Origin of the sequence: Streptomyces sp. NPDC059788 (assembly GCF_042732265.1) — a bacterium.
Taxonomy (GTDB): domain Bacteria; phylum Actinomycetota; class Actinomycetes; order Streptomycetales; family Streptomycetaceae; genus Streptomyces.
The window spans coordinates 24,203-40,166 of sequence record NZ_JBHWHY010000060.1 but is presented as its reverse complement, the minus strand read 5'-3'; the positions used below and the strand labels follow the sequence as shown (position 1 = coordinate 40,166).

Sequence of the window (15,964 nt, the reverse complement as noted above, 5' to 3'; positions counted from 1 at the left end):
CCCGTACCGCTGCGTGGTTCGGCCGGTACGGATATCTGGGCGATCAGGACTTCTGCAGGGCCGGACGCTCGTCCGCGCCGTCGTCCGCCGCGCCCGGGGCCACGGAGTTCTCGCCGCTCTTCTCGTCGCTGTAGACCATCAGGGTCGAACCCGCGAGGGCCAGCACGATACCGAAGGTGCCCCACACGTTCGGGAGCGTTTGGTAGACCGCCAGGGACAGCACGATGGTCAGCACCGGGGCCAGCGCGTTGGTGACGGGGGCGACGACCGTGGCCTTGCCCCGGCTGAACGCCATGACCAGGAACAGCGCGCCGACCGCGTTGAGGACCTGCGTCACCGCGGTGAGTGCCGGCGCCTGCCACGGAGCGTCGGACGGGAAATGGCCCATCATCACGAACGCCACCGGAACCAGCAGCAGTCCGCTGATGGTCATCCAGCCGAAGGTCGTCGCGTCGTTGACCCCGACCACCGCGGCCTTGCGCATGCAGAACGCCTGCACGCCCCAGGCAACACAGACCAGGATGGCCATCAGCAGCCACGGGCCGTGCGAGTTCGAGTCGTCCTTGCCGCTGGGAATGCTGAGCAGCACGATCGCCGCCAGCGCCGCGACGACACCCACCAGGGCGAGCCGGTTGATCCGCTCTCGCAGCAGCGCCATCGCCATGACGACGGTGACCACCGGGGAGAGCGACACCAAGGGGAAGATCAGGTACGCCGGGCCGTTGGCGAGCGCGTGGAACAGCAGGAGTTGGCCGCCGGCGCCGGTCAGTCCGGCGATCAGTCCGTACCCGGCGGCGATCGGCCGGCGGTCGAACGTGTTGCCGCGCAGCGCGAAGTACGCGGGTATGAGCATCGTGAAGGCCCAGATGATGTAGATCATCTCGTTGGGGTAGTCGTACCTGCTGTTCGGCTCGCTGGAGAAGGCGCCCCACACACCCCAGAACAGGACCAGCAGCGACGCGTACAGGACCCAGCTCTTCTTGCCTGCGTTCATCGGTCTTCCCCTCCTGAGGCAGAGATCACGGAGGCCATGCGCAGCGCGTCGAGCGCGGGCCGGTCGAGCGGGGTTCCGGCGATTTTCGCCGCGTACAGGGCGGCACCTACGACGGGTTCGTACAGGGGGTGTCGCAGTTCGTAGTGGGTGAAACGACTCTTCAGTCCGGTGGCGAACGCCTCCAGAACCGCGCCCGCGCCGAAGGTGCCGCCCGAGTAGGAGACCGGTACGGTCTCGTCCGGGCCGAACTCCAGCCGCTCGCGGGTGACGTCGACGATCAGGGCGAGTTCCCGGCCGGCCTCGGCGAGGATCGCCGAGGCGGCCTCGTCGCCCAGACCGGCCGCCTCGGCCACCGAGCGGCTGAGCGCGGCGATCCGGCTGCGGTCGCCCTGCCACTGGTTGTGGACGACGTCGATCACATCGAGGTCGGACGCGAGATCCAGGCGGCACCGGAAGACCTTGGCCAAGGGGCCTTCGGGGAGCCGTCCGTCGGACATCCGCGAGAAGGCGTTGAGGCCGCGGACCGCGATCCAGTGCGCCGATCCCTCATCGCCGAACATCTCGCTCCAGCCACCGACGCGCATGCCCCGGCCCAGCCGCTCGCCGTAGGTCATGGAGCCGGTGCCGCTGATGACGTTGATGCCGTCGACCGCGCCCAGTGAACCGGCCCAGCTGCAGACCATGTCGTTGTCGCAGGCGTAGCGGTCGTGTCCGAGCACGGCTCGCGGGATCGCGTTCAGGACGGGCAGATCGCGGGCCGCCTCCCCGTAACCGGGCAAGCCGAAAAAGGCGTACTCGATGTCGGCGGGGGTCAGCTCGGCCGCCGCACAGACAGCGTCGACGCCTTCCCCCAGCACACGCTCGACGAGCTCGATGCCGTGGGAGAAGTAGTACGAACTTGCCGCCTGCGCTCGCGCCACGACTTGTCCGCCCCGGTCGACCAGGCAGAAGGCGGTTTTCGTACCGCCACCGTCGACACCTAGGAACATCGTTGTACCTCCGTCAGGCGCCGTGGATCCGCGCCGTTGATGCCTTTGATCAGTTGTGCAAGGAGTGCAGGGTCACGCCCTGCACGACGCGGTTGACCTCACCCGAGGGGAACGGGTTGTCGGCCCGCAGGCCCCGGGCCTGAGCGGCGCGCAGGGCGATGAGCTGGGCGTACACCACAGCGGACAGCGCCAGGGCGGCGTCCTCGACACCGTCGAGGCCCGGCAGCGGCCAGGCGTCGTTGCCGTCCGCTTCCGCGTCGGGGCCGGCGGAGACCGTGACGACGCTGCCGGCGGGAAGATTTCCGCGCAGCTCCGCGGAGATGTCCTGGTCGTACTTGCGGGTGTAGGGGTCGTTCGACATGTACACCACGGCGGCCGAACGGTCGTTGAGCACCGCCTTGGGACCGTGCCGGAAGCCCAGCGAGGTCTCCGAGACGGCCATGAGCCGCCCACCGGTGAGTTCGAGCACCTTCAGCGCCGACTCCTCGGCGAGGCCCTTCAGCGGGCCGCTGCCCAGGAAGACGATGCGCTCGGGCGCGCGGGCCACGAGGGCGCCGACGGTGCGGTCCACGGCGTCGCTCTCGCAGATCGACTCGACCGCCTCGGCCAGGCGTTCGGCGACCCCGTCGTAGGCGCTGCCGCCGAGAGCGAGCAGTGCCGCGAGCGTCATGCACGTGAAGCTCGACGTCATGGCGAAACCGCGGTCGTTGGACGCGGCCGGCATCAGCAGCACGTGGGACTTCGGCAGCTCAGCGTGCTCGCGGGCCAGGCGGCCCTGCTCGTTGCAGGTGATCACGAGGTGGTGCACCTCGGAGAGGACCTGGTCGGCCAGGGCGGTGGCGGCCACGGACTCCGGGCTGTCACCCGAGCGCGCGAAGGAGACCAGCAGCGTGGGAACGTCCTCGGCGAGAGCGCCGCGGGGGTCGGCGACGAGGTCCGTGGTGGGGACCGCGTCGACGCGGCGTCCCAGGCGCCGGGCCAGGGCGGGCTGGAGCACCTGGCCGGCGAACGCGGAGGTGCCGGCACCGGTGAGTACGACGCGCAGGTCACCGCGGGCGACGAGCGGACGCACGAAGGCGTCCAGCGACTCCCGGGAGGCCGCGACGATCCGGTCGACCTCCCGCCACAGGGCGGGCTGCTGGGCGATCTCGCGGACGGTGTGGGCGGCGCCGTCGTCCAGGGACAGGGTGCCGGAGGGCGTGGTCACACGTGCTCCATCAGGTGGGGGTGGGAGGCGCGGTCGTAGTCGCGCAGAACGTCGCGGACGTGGTCCACGGCCAGGTCGCGCGGCCGGACGGCGAGCTCGCCGTGGCGGACGCGGGCGTACTGGAGCGGTAGGTGGGCGCTGAGCAGCGGCAGGGGGATGTCCACGGCCGAGAGGTTGTCCATCAGCCGGGCCTGGGCCTTCTCGATCTCGGGGTCGGGCCAGTAGTAACGCATCCGGTCGCTGTAGCTGTAGCGGCGTGCCAGGCGCTGCCCGGCAGCGCTGCCCGGGTAGTAGCCCTCCCACTTGGCGGGCTCGGCGAGCATCCGCTCCTCGACGACCTCGGGAAGGCGGGACCGCTCGGCGGCCGGGACCAGCTCGTCCTCGATCGCGGCGAGGGCGAACAGCGCCTCGCGCAGGGCGAAGGTCAGCCCGGGGCCCACCTTGAGGACCGCCCAGTGGTCCTCGACCAGCGCGGTGAGCGCCTCGGCGGTCTGGTAGTCGGTCGAGTGGGCCTCGTAGACCATGGTGGGCTCGTCGTCGAGGACCTTGCGCAGTTCCTCGGTCAGCTCGCGCCGGTAGTCGACGACCTGCACATGGTCGAACTCGACGGCCGGCTGGACCACGAGGGCCATGACGCGCGGCCAGACCTCGTCGATGCCGTGCTGGGCGAACGCCTTGCGGTGCTGCTCCAGCGTGGTGCGCGCCGCCTCGGGCGTGGTCGGGAGAAGCGCGTCGAGCGTCTCGTGCGCGCCACCGGGTGTGGGCACCTCGGTACCGATCACGTACCGGATCCGCTCGGCCCGCTCGGGGCCGGCCGTCTCCTCGGCCACCCGGATCAGCCGCGCGGCGCGTTCGGCGACCACGTCGTCGGTCAGCGGTACGGGGTCACCGGCGCAGGCGAAGCTGCAGTCCAGGTGGATCTTGGTGAAGTCCGCCGCCACGTAGGCGGCGACCAGGGCGTCGGCCCGTTCCATCGCCTCGTCGGGCGTCAGGGACTGCCACCGGTTCGGTCCGAGGTGGTCGCCGCCGAGAATCACGCGGTCCAGTGGCAGACCACTTTCGGCGGCGATGCCGTACACGAGGTCGCGGAAGTCCGCGGGCCGCATGCCCGTGTAACCGCCGTACTGGTCGACCTGGTTCGAGGTCGCCTCCACCAGTACATGACCGCCGGTCTCCCGTGCTTGCACCACGGCTGCCTCGATGACCAGCGGATGAGCCGAACACACCGAGGTGATGCCCTGCGGCTGTCCGGCCTTCTGACGCCGGACCACCTCGCTCAACGGGCTCTGCATTGCCAACCCCTTAACTCAACGTGTATCTCAAGCCAATGTGCCGTCGTGGCCTGCGGCTCATCCCGGACAGTACTGGTCTTATTTGGGGTCGTCAACAGTCTTATTCTGGTATCAATCTGGTATTGCACAGTCGAACCGTCAGGCACACGGTGATCGCCCAAGTCCGGTTGGTGATCGTTTAAGTCTGATTGGTGATGGAGGCCCGGAACCGGTAGCGGTCCCCCCGGTAGACCTGGACGGTCAGTTCGATCGGGCGTGACTCCTGGTTCGACGTCAGCTGGGTCGCGACGAGCATCGGCATGGTCTCCGCGATCTCGAACAACTCGATCTCCCGTGATGTCGGGTGGCGGGCCTCGACCGAATAGTCGGCGACGCGGGGCAGCTGCGGCGGGTCGGCGGCGCGCAGGGTGGCGTAGAGCGAGGCCGTGTTGAAGTCGGTCTCGGCCAAGGCGGGGCAGGCCGCCAACGGAAGCCGGTTGTGCTCCAGCACGACGAGCAGACCGTCGAGGAAGCGCAGTCGGTGGAGGTCGAAGAGGTCGGCCCCTGGAGCGATCCGGAGCTGCTCGGCCTCGGACACCGTGGCCGGGCGAACGGTGGCGGAGAGCACCTTGCCGGCCGTCGTCAAGCCGTTGACCTGCGCATAGTCGGCGAACCCCTGGACCTGCGGGGCCGCCGAGGCGGACGTCGTCGGCGCCTCGGGGAGCAGACCGAGCTCGGCGACGAACCACCCGCGGGACGAAGACGGCCGCACGATGCCCCGCGACTCCAATTGCGCGAGGGCCGCCCGCAGCGTCACGCGCGACACGGCGTACCGGTCGACCAGAGCCCGCTCGGAGGGCAGCCGGTCACCGGGGCGGGCGGCGGCGGCGCGCAGGTCGTCGAGCAACTGCGTGGCTGTGCGCTCGTACAACGGGAGGGCGTCGTCACCGAACAGGCCTTTGGGCATCGACGTTCTCACATCTGTCATACCAGAAGGATACCAATGTGATCGACGACGTGGGCCCTCGTCCAGGAGCCCCATCCGTTGACATGACACTCGCATACCGCTTACGTTCCCGAAGCAGACCACCCGATGATGAAGAAGTCGCCCGTGAGCGACCTTCCGTTTCGCCGTGCCCCGGGCACCCGCCGGTGATCGAGGCAACGTTGTCGCAGCTCACCGAGGATGCCCGCCCGCTACTGCCGGAGGCAACCGCGCACCGGGGTGCCCGTTCGGACGGTACGCCGTCCCCGACCCCAGCCGAGACCCACTGCGAAAACCGGTAGGAGACCAGGCACCGACCAGCCTTACGGACGGCCGCTTCGTCACGAGCGTGCGGCTCGACTTCGACGATCCACAACGACGGACAAAAGGCGGCTGCCCCAGTCGGGCACGCACGACCGAAAGAGAGTTCGACATGACGGACATGAACCGGCGAAGCGTACTGAAGGTGGCGCTGGGGGGTGCCGGCCTGGCTGCCTTCCCCGCCGTGGCCATGGGCGCCGCACCCGCGGCCGCCGCACCGAACTCGGGTCCTGACCTCGTCGGAGTCGGCGACACCTCCATCACCCTGGAGTTCGACGACCAACTGCGCAGCCGGGTGGCGCTCAAGGGCGTCGACCTCACCCGCTTCGACGCCGGCGAAGCCCTGCTGGTGGGCGGTAAGGCCATCGAGGCGTTCGCCTACCGCGGGCACCGGACCCGCCGCACCCGGCACCCCCGCCACGGCGCGGGCGTCCGGGTGACGATCGAGGGCACGGCCAAGGAAGGCATACAGAAGACGGTCGAGCTGACCTCCTTCGAGCGTCTTACCGGCATGGTCGTGATGAAGGTGACCTACACCAACAGGTCCTCCACCGCGCTGAAGGTGACCGGGTGGCGCAACGGAGCCCACGAACTCCTGGAGACGCCCGGCGGCTTCTACACCTTCTCCGGTACCACGTACACGGACCGCCGCGACTGGGTGATGCCGGTGAAGGACGGCTATGTCCAGGAGAACTCGTTGGGAATGGACTCCTCCGACTACGGCGGCGGCACCCCGCTGGCGACCGTCTGGCGCCGGGGCGCGGGCCTCTCCGTCGGACATGTCGAGCCCGTGGCGACGATCCTGCGCATGCCGGTCCGCAAGACGGACGCCGGAGCGAGCATCGCCATCCAGGACGACACCGCCCGCACCCTGAAGCCGGGCCGTCGGCTCAGCACCGACACCACGTTCCTGACCGCCCTCCCGGGCGACCACTTCGTGCCGCTCCAGCGGTACCGCGACTACATGAGCGACATCGGCCAGCGCGCCCCCAAGGTCCCCGCCTCGGCCTTCGAGCCCATCTGGTGTGCCTGGGGCTACGAGCGCACCTTCGCCACCGAGCAGGTCACCAAAGCGCTGCCGAAGGCGCACGAGGTCGGTCTGCGCTGGGCCGCGCTCGACGACGGCTGGCAGACCAACGAGGGTGACTGGGACATCAACACGGCGAAGTTCCCGCGCGGCGAAGCGGACATGCGGGCCTTCACCAAGAAGATACGGGACGCCGGCCTGCGGCCGCGCCTGTGGTGGGCCCCGCTGGCGGCGGACCCCGACAGCAACCTGTTCCGGGACCGGCCCGACATGCTGCTGCTGGACCGCGACGGCAAGAAGCAGGACGTCACCTGGTGGGACGCCTACACCCTCTGTCCGGCCTACCAGCCGACGGTGGACTACTTCGTCGAGCAGGCGAAGAGGTTCATCGGCGACTGGGGTTACGAGGGGCTCAAGATCGACGGCCAGCACCTCAACAGCGTCGCGCCCTGCTACAACCCGAAGCACCGGCACGCCCGCCCCGAGGAATCCACCGAGGGCGTGGCCCTGTTCTGGAAGGCGATCCACGAAGCCGCGCACGAGGCGAACCCCGACGCCCTCGTCGAGCTCTGCCCCTGCGGCACCGCCTTCGCCTTCCACAACCTGCCCTACGTCGACCAGTACCCCAGCTCGGACCCGGAGTCCTCCTACCAGGTCCGGAGCAAGGGCAAGTCGATGAAGGCACTGATGGGCGCGGGCAGCAGCTACGCCGGCGACCACGTCGAACTGAGCGACGGCGGGAACGACTTCGCGTCCTCCTACGGGATCGGAGCCGTCCTGTCGACCAAGTTCACCCTCCCCGGAACCGGAGCCCCGGACAAGGCGACCGACCTCACCCCGGAGAAGGAGGTCCTCTGGCGCAAGTGGGTGTCCCTGTACGAGAAGAACATGCTGCCCACCGGCGAGTACCGCGGTGAGCTGTACGACATCGGCTTCGACAAGCCCGAGGCGCATGTCGTGGCCAAGAAGCGGACCCTCCACTACGCCTTCTACGCCGACCAGTGGGACGGGACGGTCGAACTGCGCGGTCTGGGCCGCACGCGGTACCGCCTGACCGACCCGTTCACCGGCAAGTCACTCGGAACCGTCACTGCTCAGCACAACACCGTGAAGCTGTCCTTCAAGCGGTTCCAGCTCGTCGTGGCCGAGCCCATCGGGTGATCAGCCGGGGCGGGCGGGCGCGCATGGGTTGCTCCGGGGAAGCGGTGGTTTTGGGAGGGCGGCAGCTGCCGCGACGGCACCAACCCTGGCTGGTGCGCACGGTGTTGCCCATTGGTGATCACCCTGATCCGCCCCTTAGGGTGCCGTCGCGTACGACCGGTGGCTTCGCGTACGACCGGTGGCGCGGCGTACGGCCGGTGGCTTCGCGTATGGCCGGCGCAGCATACGAGCGGTGACGCGGCGGCGGCACGGCTCGCCCCTTCGGCCTCGGCCGGCCGGTTGGCTGGCCGGCCCGGTCTCGATCGGGCCGGCAGGCGGACAAAGGGGCCTATGTAGCTGTTTTCCGTGATGTCGCTGTTACGTGGAGGGGATTCGTCCGTCAAAGTCGCACCGTAGCTTCTGCACAGCAGCCACCGCCCGGCCTCGCGGCACCATCCGCCCGAGGAGGCGGCGTACGACGCACGTATCTCTTCCACTCCAGCATCATCAGCCAGCCTTGGAGCCACGTATGTCTGCCTTACTCCCCCACCGTCGCACCGCCCTGCGCACCCTGGCGGCCTGCGCCGCCGCGACCGCCGCCGTCCTCGGCCCGGTCTCCGGGGCATTCGCCGACAGCCCGTCGCGCGGCACCGGACCGACACCGGCCGACATCGCCCGGTGCACGGTCACCAAGACGGTGCCGTCGATCCTCCCCATCGAGGGCGCGCACGTGGACATCATCAACCGTCCGATTCCCGAGAACGGGCCGCAGGGCCCGCAGGCGGTCTTGAAGGACAAGGACGGCAACCTCCTCCTGGGTGGCGTGAACTACAACCACCCCGTCAACGAGGAGGCAGGGCTCAAGCTCACCAACCTGGAGAGCGGTCGTGCCACGCTGTGGGAGCGTCGGTCGGCAGGCGGAGTCGTCTTCCTGCCCACCCACGAATTCCCCCCGCTGCCCAAGGGCTGCCCCGTCTACTGGGGCAAGGACAGCGGCGGCACCTACGTCCGTACGGTGAAGCTGGCGGACGATTCCATCGCCAAGATCTACCGGATAGGGCCGGACCATTACCGCGCCGAGGGCTTCGCCGACGGCCATTCGTTCGGCTCGATCGAAGCAACGACGGCCGAGCCCTACGTGGCCGGCAATCTCAACGGGCTGATCGTCGCGCTCTCCTCGAAGGGCGAACTGACCTCTTGGATCGCGAAGGTCCGCCCCAGCGGCCCGCACAATGAAACATTGGCCGACGGCAAAACCGTGGCCCGGGTGACCGAACTCGGCGACCAGCACTACCGGGCGGCCCTCGTCGACGCCGACGGACGCACCCTCGCCACGATGGAGGTGAACGGCGAAGCGAAGTTCCGCTCGGCGGTCAAGGTCGGCTCCCTGTGGGCCGTACTGGAGACCGACGGCAGCATCACCTCGCACGTCGCGGGCTGAACCCGAAGCAGGGTCGTAACCCGCGGCAGGAACGTTCCCCTGCCCGCCTGTCCGCCTGTCCGCCCGTCCGCCCGTCCGCCCGCCCGTCTTGCCTGGGCAGCCGTCGCGCACTTCGGCCGTACAGCCGCCCGCGCCGACTGCCCAGGCAAGAATGTGCAACAGAGTCGCCCTGCTATGGTGCGCCGATGTCGCCGATCAAGCAGTTCCAAGTCACCTTCGACTGCGCGGAACCTGAGCGCGTCGCCCGCTTCTGGTGCGAGGTGCTGGGGTACGTCGTACCGCCACCACCGGAGGGATTCGCCACGTGGAACGATTTCGATCGCTCGCTGCCGCCTGAACGACAGGGTTCGGCATTTGCCTGCACTGATCCCTCAGGTGTGGGCCCGCGCCTGTACTTCCAGCGTGTCCCCGAGGGCAAGGTCGCCAAGAACCGGCTGCACCTCGACGTGCGAGCCGGCACCGGACTCGTGGGGGAAGAGCGCCTGGCCACGCTCGAAGCCGAGTGCGCACGACTGGTCGCGCTCGGCGCGACGCGCGTACGACTGCTGCTCGCCGATGACCACAACGAGTCCTGCATCGTGATGCAGGACATCGAGGGCAACGAGTTCTGTCTCGACTGATCCCCCGGAGACGGCGCGGTGGCAGGCGTCTTCAACCCGGCGCCCCGGCCGCCGTCCTCCGCGACGACGGTGGTCCCCGCGATGACCGTGGTCCGGCCGACGGCGGCGGTCTCCTCACATCACGGTAAGGACCGGCTTGACGACATTCCCCGTCAAAGCCGCTTCGGCGGCAGCCTCGATGTCGTTGAAGCGGAATTCGGTGATCAGTTTTTCCAGTGGGAGCTTGCCCTGTCGGTAGAGGTCGATGAGTTGTGGGATGGCACGCTCCGGTACGGCGTCGCCTTCGGTCACGCCTCGAATCGTGATGCCCTTGGTCATCACCGGCATGGTGTCGAATTCCGCCGTACCGATACCGACCAGGGCGAGCGTGCCGCGCTTGCGCAGGGCTGTGACGGCTTGGGACACCACAGTCGGCTGACCGGTTGTGTCGATGGCGCAGTGCGGCCCTCCGGAAGTGAGGTCACGGAGGGCCGAGACCACATCCTCTCCGGAGGTGGGATCGATGACCGCCGTGGCGCCGAGTTCCCGGGCCAGCTCGCGACGCGAGGCGATGGGGTCGATGGCTACTACGGAATAGTCGTCGGCGACCGCGGCCATGACCGCGCTCAAGCCGACGCTGCCGACTCCGAAGACGGCCAGAGTAGTGCCCGCTGATGGCCGCAGGACCGTACGGACCGTACCGACGCCCGTTTGAACGCTGCACCCCAGTGGAGCAGCAACCGCCGCGGGAACGTCCGCGGGGATTTTGACGGTGTTGCTCTCCGTGGTGAGACAGTGAGACGCAAAAGCGGACTGGCCGAAGAAATTGCCGTGCACCGGCGCGCCGTTCGCGTGGGAGAGAGGGGAACTGCCGTCAGGGCGGCTTCCGCCGGCGTTGAGGGGCCCCGCGTGCTCGCAGTACGCAGGCTCTCCAGTTGAGCACTGTTCGCAGGTACGGCAGCTTCGGTACGTGAGACACACAGTGTCGCCGGGGACGAGGGCGGTCACCGCGTCGCCCACCGCCTCGACGATGCCGGTGCCCTCATGGCCGAAGACCATGGGGAGGCGTTGCGGGGGCCAGATCTGCCGCATGCTGAGATCGGTGTGGCAGATACCGGTGGCGGTTATCCGCACCAGGATCTCGTCCCGCCTCGGCTCTTCAAGATTGACCTCCTGGACAGTGAAAGGGCCGCCGGGAGCCTCAACCAGTGCCGCCTGTATACGCATACGTCTCTTCCCAGTGTGCTGTCCGGTGCGGGCGACGTCGCTGCCGCCCACATCTGGTCCAGCTCAAAGGATCACTCCTTGTCTTCGATATCGCGACACTGACGTGGTCGATGTCCACGGGTTTTGGCGGCCCCTGGGTCGTTGGCCACCACCGCGGATCGTCGATCCGCGGTGGCCGGGGCACGCTGCCGAGGCTGCCCGGCGGCTGGCTTGCCCCGTCTCCCTGGAGTCGCCCGCCTCCGTACGGGACGCGCCGCAGTCCTGGCTCGGAGCATGGGTGCATCTGTATCAGGGGCGGCTTGGCGATTGAATTGAGCGATCGGGCTATTGGGCCGCCTCGACCAGTTCGGGTTCTACGTACTCGCATCGCTTCTGCACGACCGGCATGGTGGTGCGTCCTCTCGCTCGTGAACACGCGTCCGTCGCGTGCTCGCTGGGGACATGCCCGTCACCAGGAACCGCACCGCTACCTCTTCGGAGTGGCGGACATGTGCCGCGGGTGCGGCCGCGTCGGGGGCGCGTGATGGACGCCCACGCCTGTCGGCTCCGGCGTGAGCGCGCCAAGGCCACTCCCGACTCGCGGCCGACGCACCGACGGTAGCCCTGGGGCGAGTGCTGCACCCTACTGGGTCGGTCCCCTTTCGACACGGGAGAGCCCCGCGAGGCCTCGATGAGCCGGTACCTCAGAGACGGAAGGCTCTGGCCCTTTGGAGGCCCGGACCGGCAGCGACAGTACATGGTTTGCTGAATTCAGGGCTTGATGTACTCTCGCGACGTGCTGACTGTTGCCCCCGACATCGAGGTGCTGGCCCGCTTCGGCCGCGCGCTCGCCGACCCGATCCGCTGCCGCATCCTGCTCGCCCTGCACGACGCCCCCGCCTACCCCGCCGATCTCGCCGACGCACTTGGGGTCTCCCGCACCCGCCTGTCCAACCACCTGGCCTGCCTGCGCGACTGCGGCCTGGTCGTCGCCGCGCCCGACGGCCGCCGCACCCGCTACGAACTGGCCGACGAACGCCTCGGCCACGCCCTGGACGACCTGCGCACCGCTGTAGTGGCCGTCGAAAGCGACCGCACCTGCCCGGACGCCGACGAGAAGGGCTGCTGCTGACCATGCCCGCCGAGCTACCGGTATCCCTCGGCTCCACATCCCTCAGCCCCTCACCCCTCGGTCCTTCCCCGGCCCGACGTGACGTGCTCACCCGCCGGATACGGCTACTGGTCGCGGCGACCATCGCCTACAACGTCATCGAGGCGATCGTCGCCGTCACCGCGGGCAGCCTCGCGTCCTCCACCGCACTGATCGGCTTCGGCCTCGACTCCGTCATCGAGGTCTCCTCCGCCGCGGCGGTGGCCTGGCAGTTCTCCGCCCGCGAGCACGCCGTACGCGAAGCTCGTGAACAGCGCACTCTGCGGATCATCGCTGCCTCCTTCTTCGCACTCGCCGCGTACGTCACCGTCGACGCCGTTCGCGCGCTCACCGGCCCCGGGGAGGCCGAGCGGTCGGTCCCCGGCATCGGCATCGCCGCCCTGTCGCTCGCGGTCATGCCGTTTCTGTCCGCTACCCAGCGGCGCGCCGGCCGTGAGCTCGGTTCCGCCTCCGCGGTCGCCGACTCCAAGCAGACCCTGCTGTGCACGTACCTGTCCGCCGTACTTCTTGTCGGCCTGGCCTTCAACGCCACGCTCGGCTGGTCGTGGGCCGACCCCCTCGCCGCGCTGGTCATCGCCGCCGTCGCCGTGAAGGAAGGCCGCGACGCCTGGCAGGGCAAGGGCTGCTGCGCGCCCCCGGCCACCGCGGCTCCCTACGAGCGACAGGCGAAGGCCACCTGCGGATGCCGCCCAGGCTGCGGCTGCTACGCCTGACCGCCGACGCGGCAACGTCCTGACCACCAGCAGGCCCCATAGGGACCACCAGCAGAACCACCCGCAGGGACGGCCAGTAAGGAGCGGGCCTCGGTGTACCACTGGGGCCATTGCGCTACCTGGGGCGGTACATCGTGGAGCCCCGTGCGCTGCCGTGGCTCGGCGCCCTCGGGACCAGGCGCGTTGCCGGGACCAGGCGCCCAGTCGAGGCCCGGCACACCACCGAGCCCCGGCACACCGCAAAGCCGAGTGCACCGCCGAGGCCCGGCGCGCCACCAAGGCCCACTCCGCCTCCGGTGCGTTTCGCCTGGCGCGTCAGCTGCCGCAGGCGCAACCCGCTCCCGCGGGCGGGGCGGTATCCGAGGCCCCGGCCGCGCCGGCCGCTCCGGACGGGGTGGCGCAGCAGCCATCGGTGACCGCAGGGGCGCCGTCGACGCTCTTGCCGAGGGTGTCGGCGTCGGCCTTGACGACGTAGACCTCCCACGGCTCCTTACCCGGGCCGTGCACCCAGACCTTGTCCTGGAGGGCGTAGCAGCAGGAGGTGTCGTTCTCCTCGAAGGTGGCCAGACCAGCCTCCTTGAGGCGAGTGGTGGCGGCGGTGACCTCGTCCGCGGCCTCGACTTCGACGCCGAGGTGGTCGAGCCGGGTCTCGGCGGTGTCCGGACCTTCGAGGAGTACGAGTTTCAGCGGCGGCTCGGCGAGGGCGAAGTTCGCGTAGCCGGGGCGGCGCTTGGCCGGTTCGGCGCCGAAGAGCTTGGAGTAGAAGGAGACGGACGCCTCCAGGTCGGGGACTCGCAGGGCAAGCTGGACACGCGACATGACAACCCCCAACAGGCTGAATCGATTCTCTTCGATACAACCTTGCGCCTTGGATTGAAGTTCGTCAACATAGGAGTATGTCGAATCAAGAGCTTGGAGTTCTCGGGCAGGACGGCCTCGCGGTCTACTGCCCGGGGCTGCTGACCGCACCACTGGACGAGGACCAGGCGGTGGAGCTGGCAAAGGTGTTCAAGGCCCTCGGCGACCCGGTGCGGCTGCGGCTGCTGTCGCTGATCGCCTCCCGCGCCGGGGGCGAGGTGTGCGTATGCGACCTGACCCCGGCTTTCGACCTGTCCCAGCCCACCATCTCGCACCATCTGAAGCTGCTGCGGCAGGCCGGGCTGATCGACTGCGAGCGCCGCGGCACCTGGGTGTACTACTGGCTCGTACCCCAGATGACCGACCGCCTCGCGGGCATCCTCACCCGCCCCGCCGGCGCTCCACTGCCCGCCTCCGACTGCCGGGCCGACGCATGAGCGCCCCCGCCCCCGGTCCTGCCTCCGCTCCTGCTCCTGCCTCTGCCTCCGCTCCCGATACGGCTCCGGTGGCGTCCCGGCTGTCGTTCACCGACCGCTGGCTGGCGGTGTGGATCATCGCCGCGATGGCCGCCGGCCTCGGCCTGGGCCGCCTCGTACCCGGACTGGGAGGCGTGCTGGCGAAGGTGACGGTCACCGGAGTCTCGCTGCCGATCGCGCTGGGACTGCTGGTGATGATGTACCCGGTGCTGGCCAAGGTTCGCTACGACCGCCTGGGCACCGTCACCCGCGACCGCCGCCTGCTCATCCCGTCGCTGGTGCTGAACTGGCTGGTCGGACCGGCCCTGATGTTCGCTCTGGCCTGGCTCTTCCTGCCGGACCTGCCCGAGTACCGCACCGGCCTGATCATCGTCGGTCTGGCCCGCTGCATCGCCATGGTCATCATCTGGAACGACCTGGCCTGCGGCGACCGCGAGGCCGCCGCCGTCCTCGTCGCGCTCAACTCCGTGTTCCAGGTCCTCGCGTTCAGCCTGCTGGGCTGGTTCTACCTGTCCGTCCTGCCGGGCTGGCTCGGCCTGGAACAGACCGTGCTGGACGTGTCGGTATGGGAGATAGCCCGCTCGGTGCTGATCTTCCTCGGTATCCCGCTCGTCGCCGGGTTCCTCACCCGCCGTCTGGGCGAGCGGGCCAAGGGCCGCAACTGGTACGAGACCAAGCTGGTCCCCCGGATCGGACCGTTCGCCCTGTACGGGCTGCTGTGCACCATCGTGGTGCTCTTCGCCCTCCAGGGCGACGCCATCACCTCCCAGCCACTGGACGTCGCCCGCATCGCACTGCCGCTACTGGTGTACTTCGCACTCATGTGGGCCGGGTCCATGGCGTTGGCCCGCGCCGTGGGGCTGGACTACCCACGCGCCACCACGCTCGCCTTCACCGCGGCGGGCAACAACTTCGAACTGGCCATCGCGGTCGCCATCGCCACCTTCGGCGCCACCAGCGGCCAGGCCCTCGCCGGCGTCGTCGGTCCTCTCATCGAAGTACCCGTCCTGATCGGCCTGGTGTACGTCGCTCTCGCAGCCCGCCGTCACTTCCCCGCCCCGGCTCCGGCGCCCAAGCGGTCCGCTGCCCCGAAAGGTCCAGCCCGTGTCTGAGATCCGCGCCCGCGCCCGCACCTCCGCTCCCGCTCCCGCCGGCAGGCCGTCAGTGCTTTTCCTCTGCGTCCACAACGCCGGGCGCTCCCAGATGGCTGCCGCCTTCCTCTCCCGCCTCGGCGCCGACCGCGTCGAAGTCCGCTCCGCGGGGTCCGCACCCGCCGACACCGTCAACCCCGCCGTCGTGGAGGCGATGCGGGAGGCAGGAATCGATCTCTCCGCGGAAACGCCGAAGCTGCTCACCAGCGAAGCGGTCCGCTCCTCCGACGTGGTCGTCACCATGGGCTGCGGGGACGCCTGCCCGTACTACCCCGGCAAGCGGTACCTCGACTGGCAGCTCGACGACCCGGCCGGACAAGGCGTCGCAGCCGTCCGCCCCATCCGCGACGCCATCGAACGGCGGGTACGCGGCCTGCTCACCGACCTAGGCATCGAGGCGGCCAGGTGACGCCCC

15 protein-coding genes are annotated in these 15,964 nt (G+C 69.3%); 8 read left to right on the top strand and 7 right to left on the bottom strand.

All coding sequences use genetic code 11. From position 1 onward, the window contains the following. Positions 1-43: 43 nt before the first annotated feature. The 5 genes from ACFV57_RS36950 to ACFV57_RS36930 all read right to left on the bottom strand — a co-directional run bounded on the left by ACFV57_RS36950 (position 44) and on the right by ACFV57_RS36930 (position 5,449). Positions 44-994, bottom strand: coding sequence for a DMT family transporter (locus ACFV57_RS36950; RefSeq protein WP_385241671.1), 951 nt, complete (start codon positions 992-994; stop codon positions 44-46). Continuing rightward, positions 991-1,983 carry an N-acetylglucosamine kinase gene (locus ACFV57_RS36945; protein WP_385241668.1) on the bottom strand — a complete coding sequence of 331 codons (993 nt, stop codon included), beginning with the start codon at positions 1,981-1,983 and terminating at the stop codon, positions 991-993. The genes ACFV57_RS36950 and ACFV57_RS36945 overlap by 4 nt, the downstream gene beginning before the upstream one ends. 49 nt (positions 1,984-2,032) lie before the next feature. Further along, positions 2,033-3,190 (bottom strand): SIS domain-containing protein, encoded by a 1,158-nt coding sequence (locus tag ACFV57_RS36940; RefSeq protein ID WP_385241666.1) that lies wholly within the window; start codon positions 3,188-3,190, stop codon positions 2,033-2,035. After that, on the bottom strand, positions 3,187-4,482 hold the full coding sequence (locus tag ACFV57_RS36935) for a D-tagatose-bisphosphate aldolase, class II, non-catalytic subunit (protein ID WP_385241663.1): 1,296 nt from the start codon (positions 4,480-4,482) through the stop codon (positions 3,187-3,189). Before ACFV57_RS36935 ends, ACFV57_RS36940 begins: the two co-directional genes overlap by 4 nt. A gap of 178 nt (positions 4,483-4,660) precedes the next feature. Then, positions 4,661-5,449: a GntR family transcriptional regulator gene (locus ACFV57_RS36930; RefSeq protein WP_385241660.1), complete on the bottom strand. Its 789-nt coding sequence runs from the start codon at positions 5,447-5,449 to the stop codon at positions 4,661-4,663. A gap of 430 nt (positions 5,450-5,879) precedes the next feature. Between ACFV57_RS36930 and ACFV57_RS36925 the strand changes: the two genes are divergently transcribed. From ACFV57_RS36925 to ACFV57_RS36915, 3 genes are all read left to right on the top strand, one after another. Continuing rightward, a complete protein-coding gene (locus ACFV57_RS36925) occupies positions 5,880-7,955 on the top strand; it encodes a glycoside hydrolase family 36 protein (protein WP_385241657.1) in 2,076 nt (691 codons plus the stop codon). Between the two features lie 508 nt (positions 7,956-8,463). Further along, the gene (locus ACFV57_RS36920) at positions 8,464-9,375 is read left to right on the top strand and encodes a hypothetical protein (RefSeq protein ID WP_385241654.1); all 912 of its coding nucleotides are present in this window, start codon (positions 8,464-8,466) and stop codon (positions 9,373-9,375) included. A 185-nt stretch (positions 9,376-9,560) separates the two neighbouring features. Further along, positions 9,561-9,995: a VOC family protein gene (locus ACFV57_RS36915; RefSeq protein WP_385241652.1), complete on the top strand. Its 435-nt coding sequence runs from the start codon at positions 9,561-9,563 to the stop codon at positions 9,993-9,995. 114 nt (positions 9,996-10,109) lie between these two features. Here the strand turns inward: ACFV57_RS36915 and ACFV57_RS36910 are convergent, their stop codons facing one another. Further along, positions 10,110-11,201 (bottom strand): NAD(P)-dependent alcohol dehydrogenase, encoded by a 1,092-nt coding sequence (locus ACFV57_RS36910; RefSeq protein ID WP_385241649.1) that lies wholly within the window; start codon positions 11,199-11,201, stop codon positions 10,110-10,112. A 775-nt stretch (positions 11,202-11,976) separates the two neighbouring features. Between ACFV57_RS36910 and ACFV57_RS36905 the strand changes: the two genes are divergently transcribed. Further along, positions 11,977-12,312, top strand: coding sequence for an ArsR/SmtB family transcription factor (locus tag ACFV57_RS36905; RefSeq protein ID WP_385241646.1), 336 nt, complete (start codon positions 11,977-11,979; stop codon positions 12,310-12,312). A gap of 2 nt (positions 12,313-12,314) precedes the next feature. Continuing rightward, positions 12,315-13,064 carry a cation transporter gene (locus ACFV57_RS36900; protein ID WP_385241644.1) on the top strand — a complete coding sequence of 250 codons (750 nt, stop codon included), beginning with the start codon at positions 12,315-12,317 and terminating at the stop codon, positions 13,062-13,064. A gap of 315 nt (positions 13,065-13,379) precedes the next feature. On the opposite strand, the gene ACFV57_RS36895 is transcribed toward ACFV57_RS36900, so the two are convergent. Continuing rightward, positions 13,380-13,883 carry an ArsI/CadI family heavy metal resistance metalloenzyme gene (locus ACFV57_RS36895; RefSeq protein WP_385241642.1) on the bottom strand — a complete coding sequence of 168 codons (504 nt, stop codon included), beginning with the start codon at positions 13,881-13,883 and terminating at the stop codon, positions 13,380-13,382. Between the two features lie 77 nt (positions 13,884-13,960). Here ACFV57_RS36895 and ACFV57_RS36890 point away from each other — a divergent pair, with 77 nt between their 5' ends. The 3 genes from ACFV57_RS36890 to ACFV57_RS36880 all read left to right on the top strand — a co-directional run bounded on the left by ACFV57_RS36890 (position 13,961) and on the right by ACFV57_RS36880 (position 15,958). After that, entirely contained in the window at positions 13,961-14,359 is a 399-nt protein-coding gene (locus ACFV57_RS36890) for an ArsR/SmtB family transcription factor (protein WP_385241639.1), read from the top strand. Next, the gene (gene arsB / locus ACFV57_RS36885; protein WP_385241637.1) at positions 14,356-15,510 is read left to right on the top strand and encodes an ACR3 family arsenite efflux transporter; all 1,155 of its coding nucleotides are present in this window, start codon (positions 14,356-14,358) and stop codon (positions 15,508-15,510) included. Before ACFV57_RS36890 ends, arsB begins: the two co-directional genes overlap by 4 nt. Positions 15,511-15,601: 91 nt before the next feature. Beyond that, on the top strand, positions 15,602-15,958 hold the full coding sequence (locus tag ACFV57_RS36880) for an arsenate reductase ArsC (protein ID WP_385241727.1): 357 nt from the start codon (positions 15,602-15,604) through the stop codon (positions 15,956-15,958). Positions 15,959-15,964: the final 6 nt, after the last annotated feature.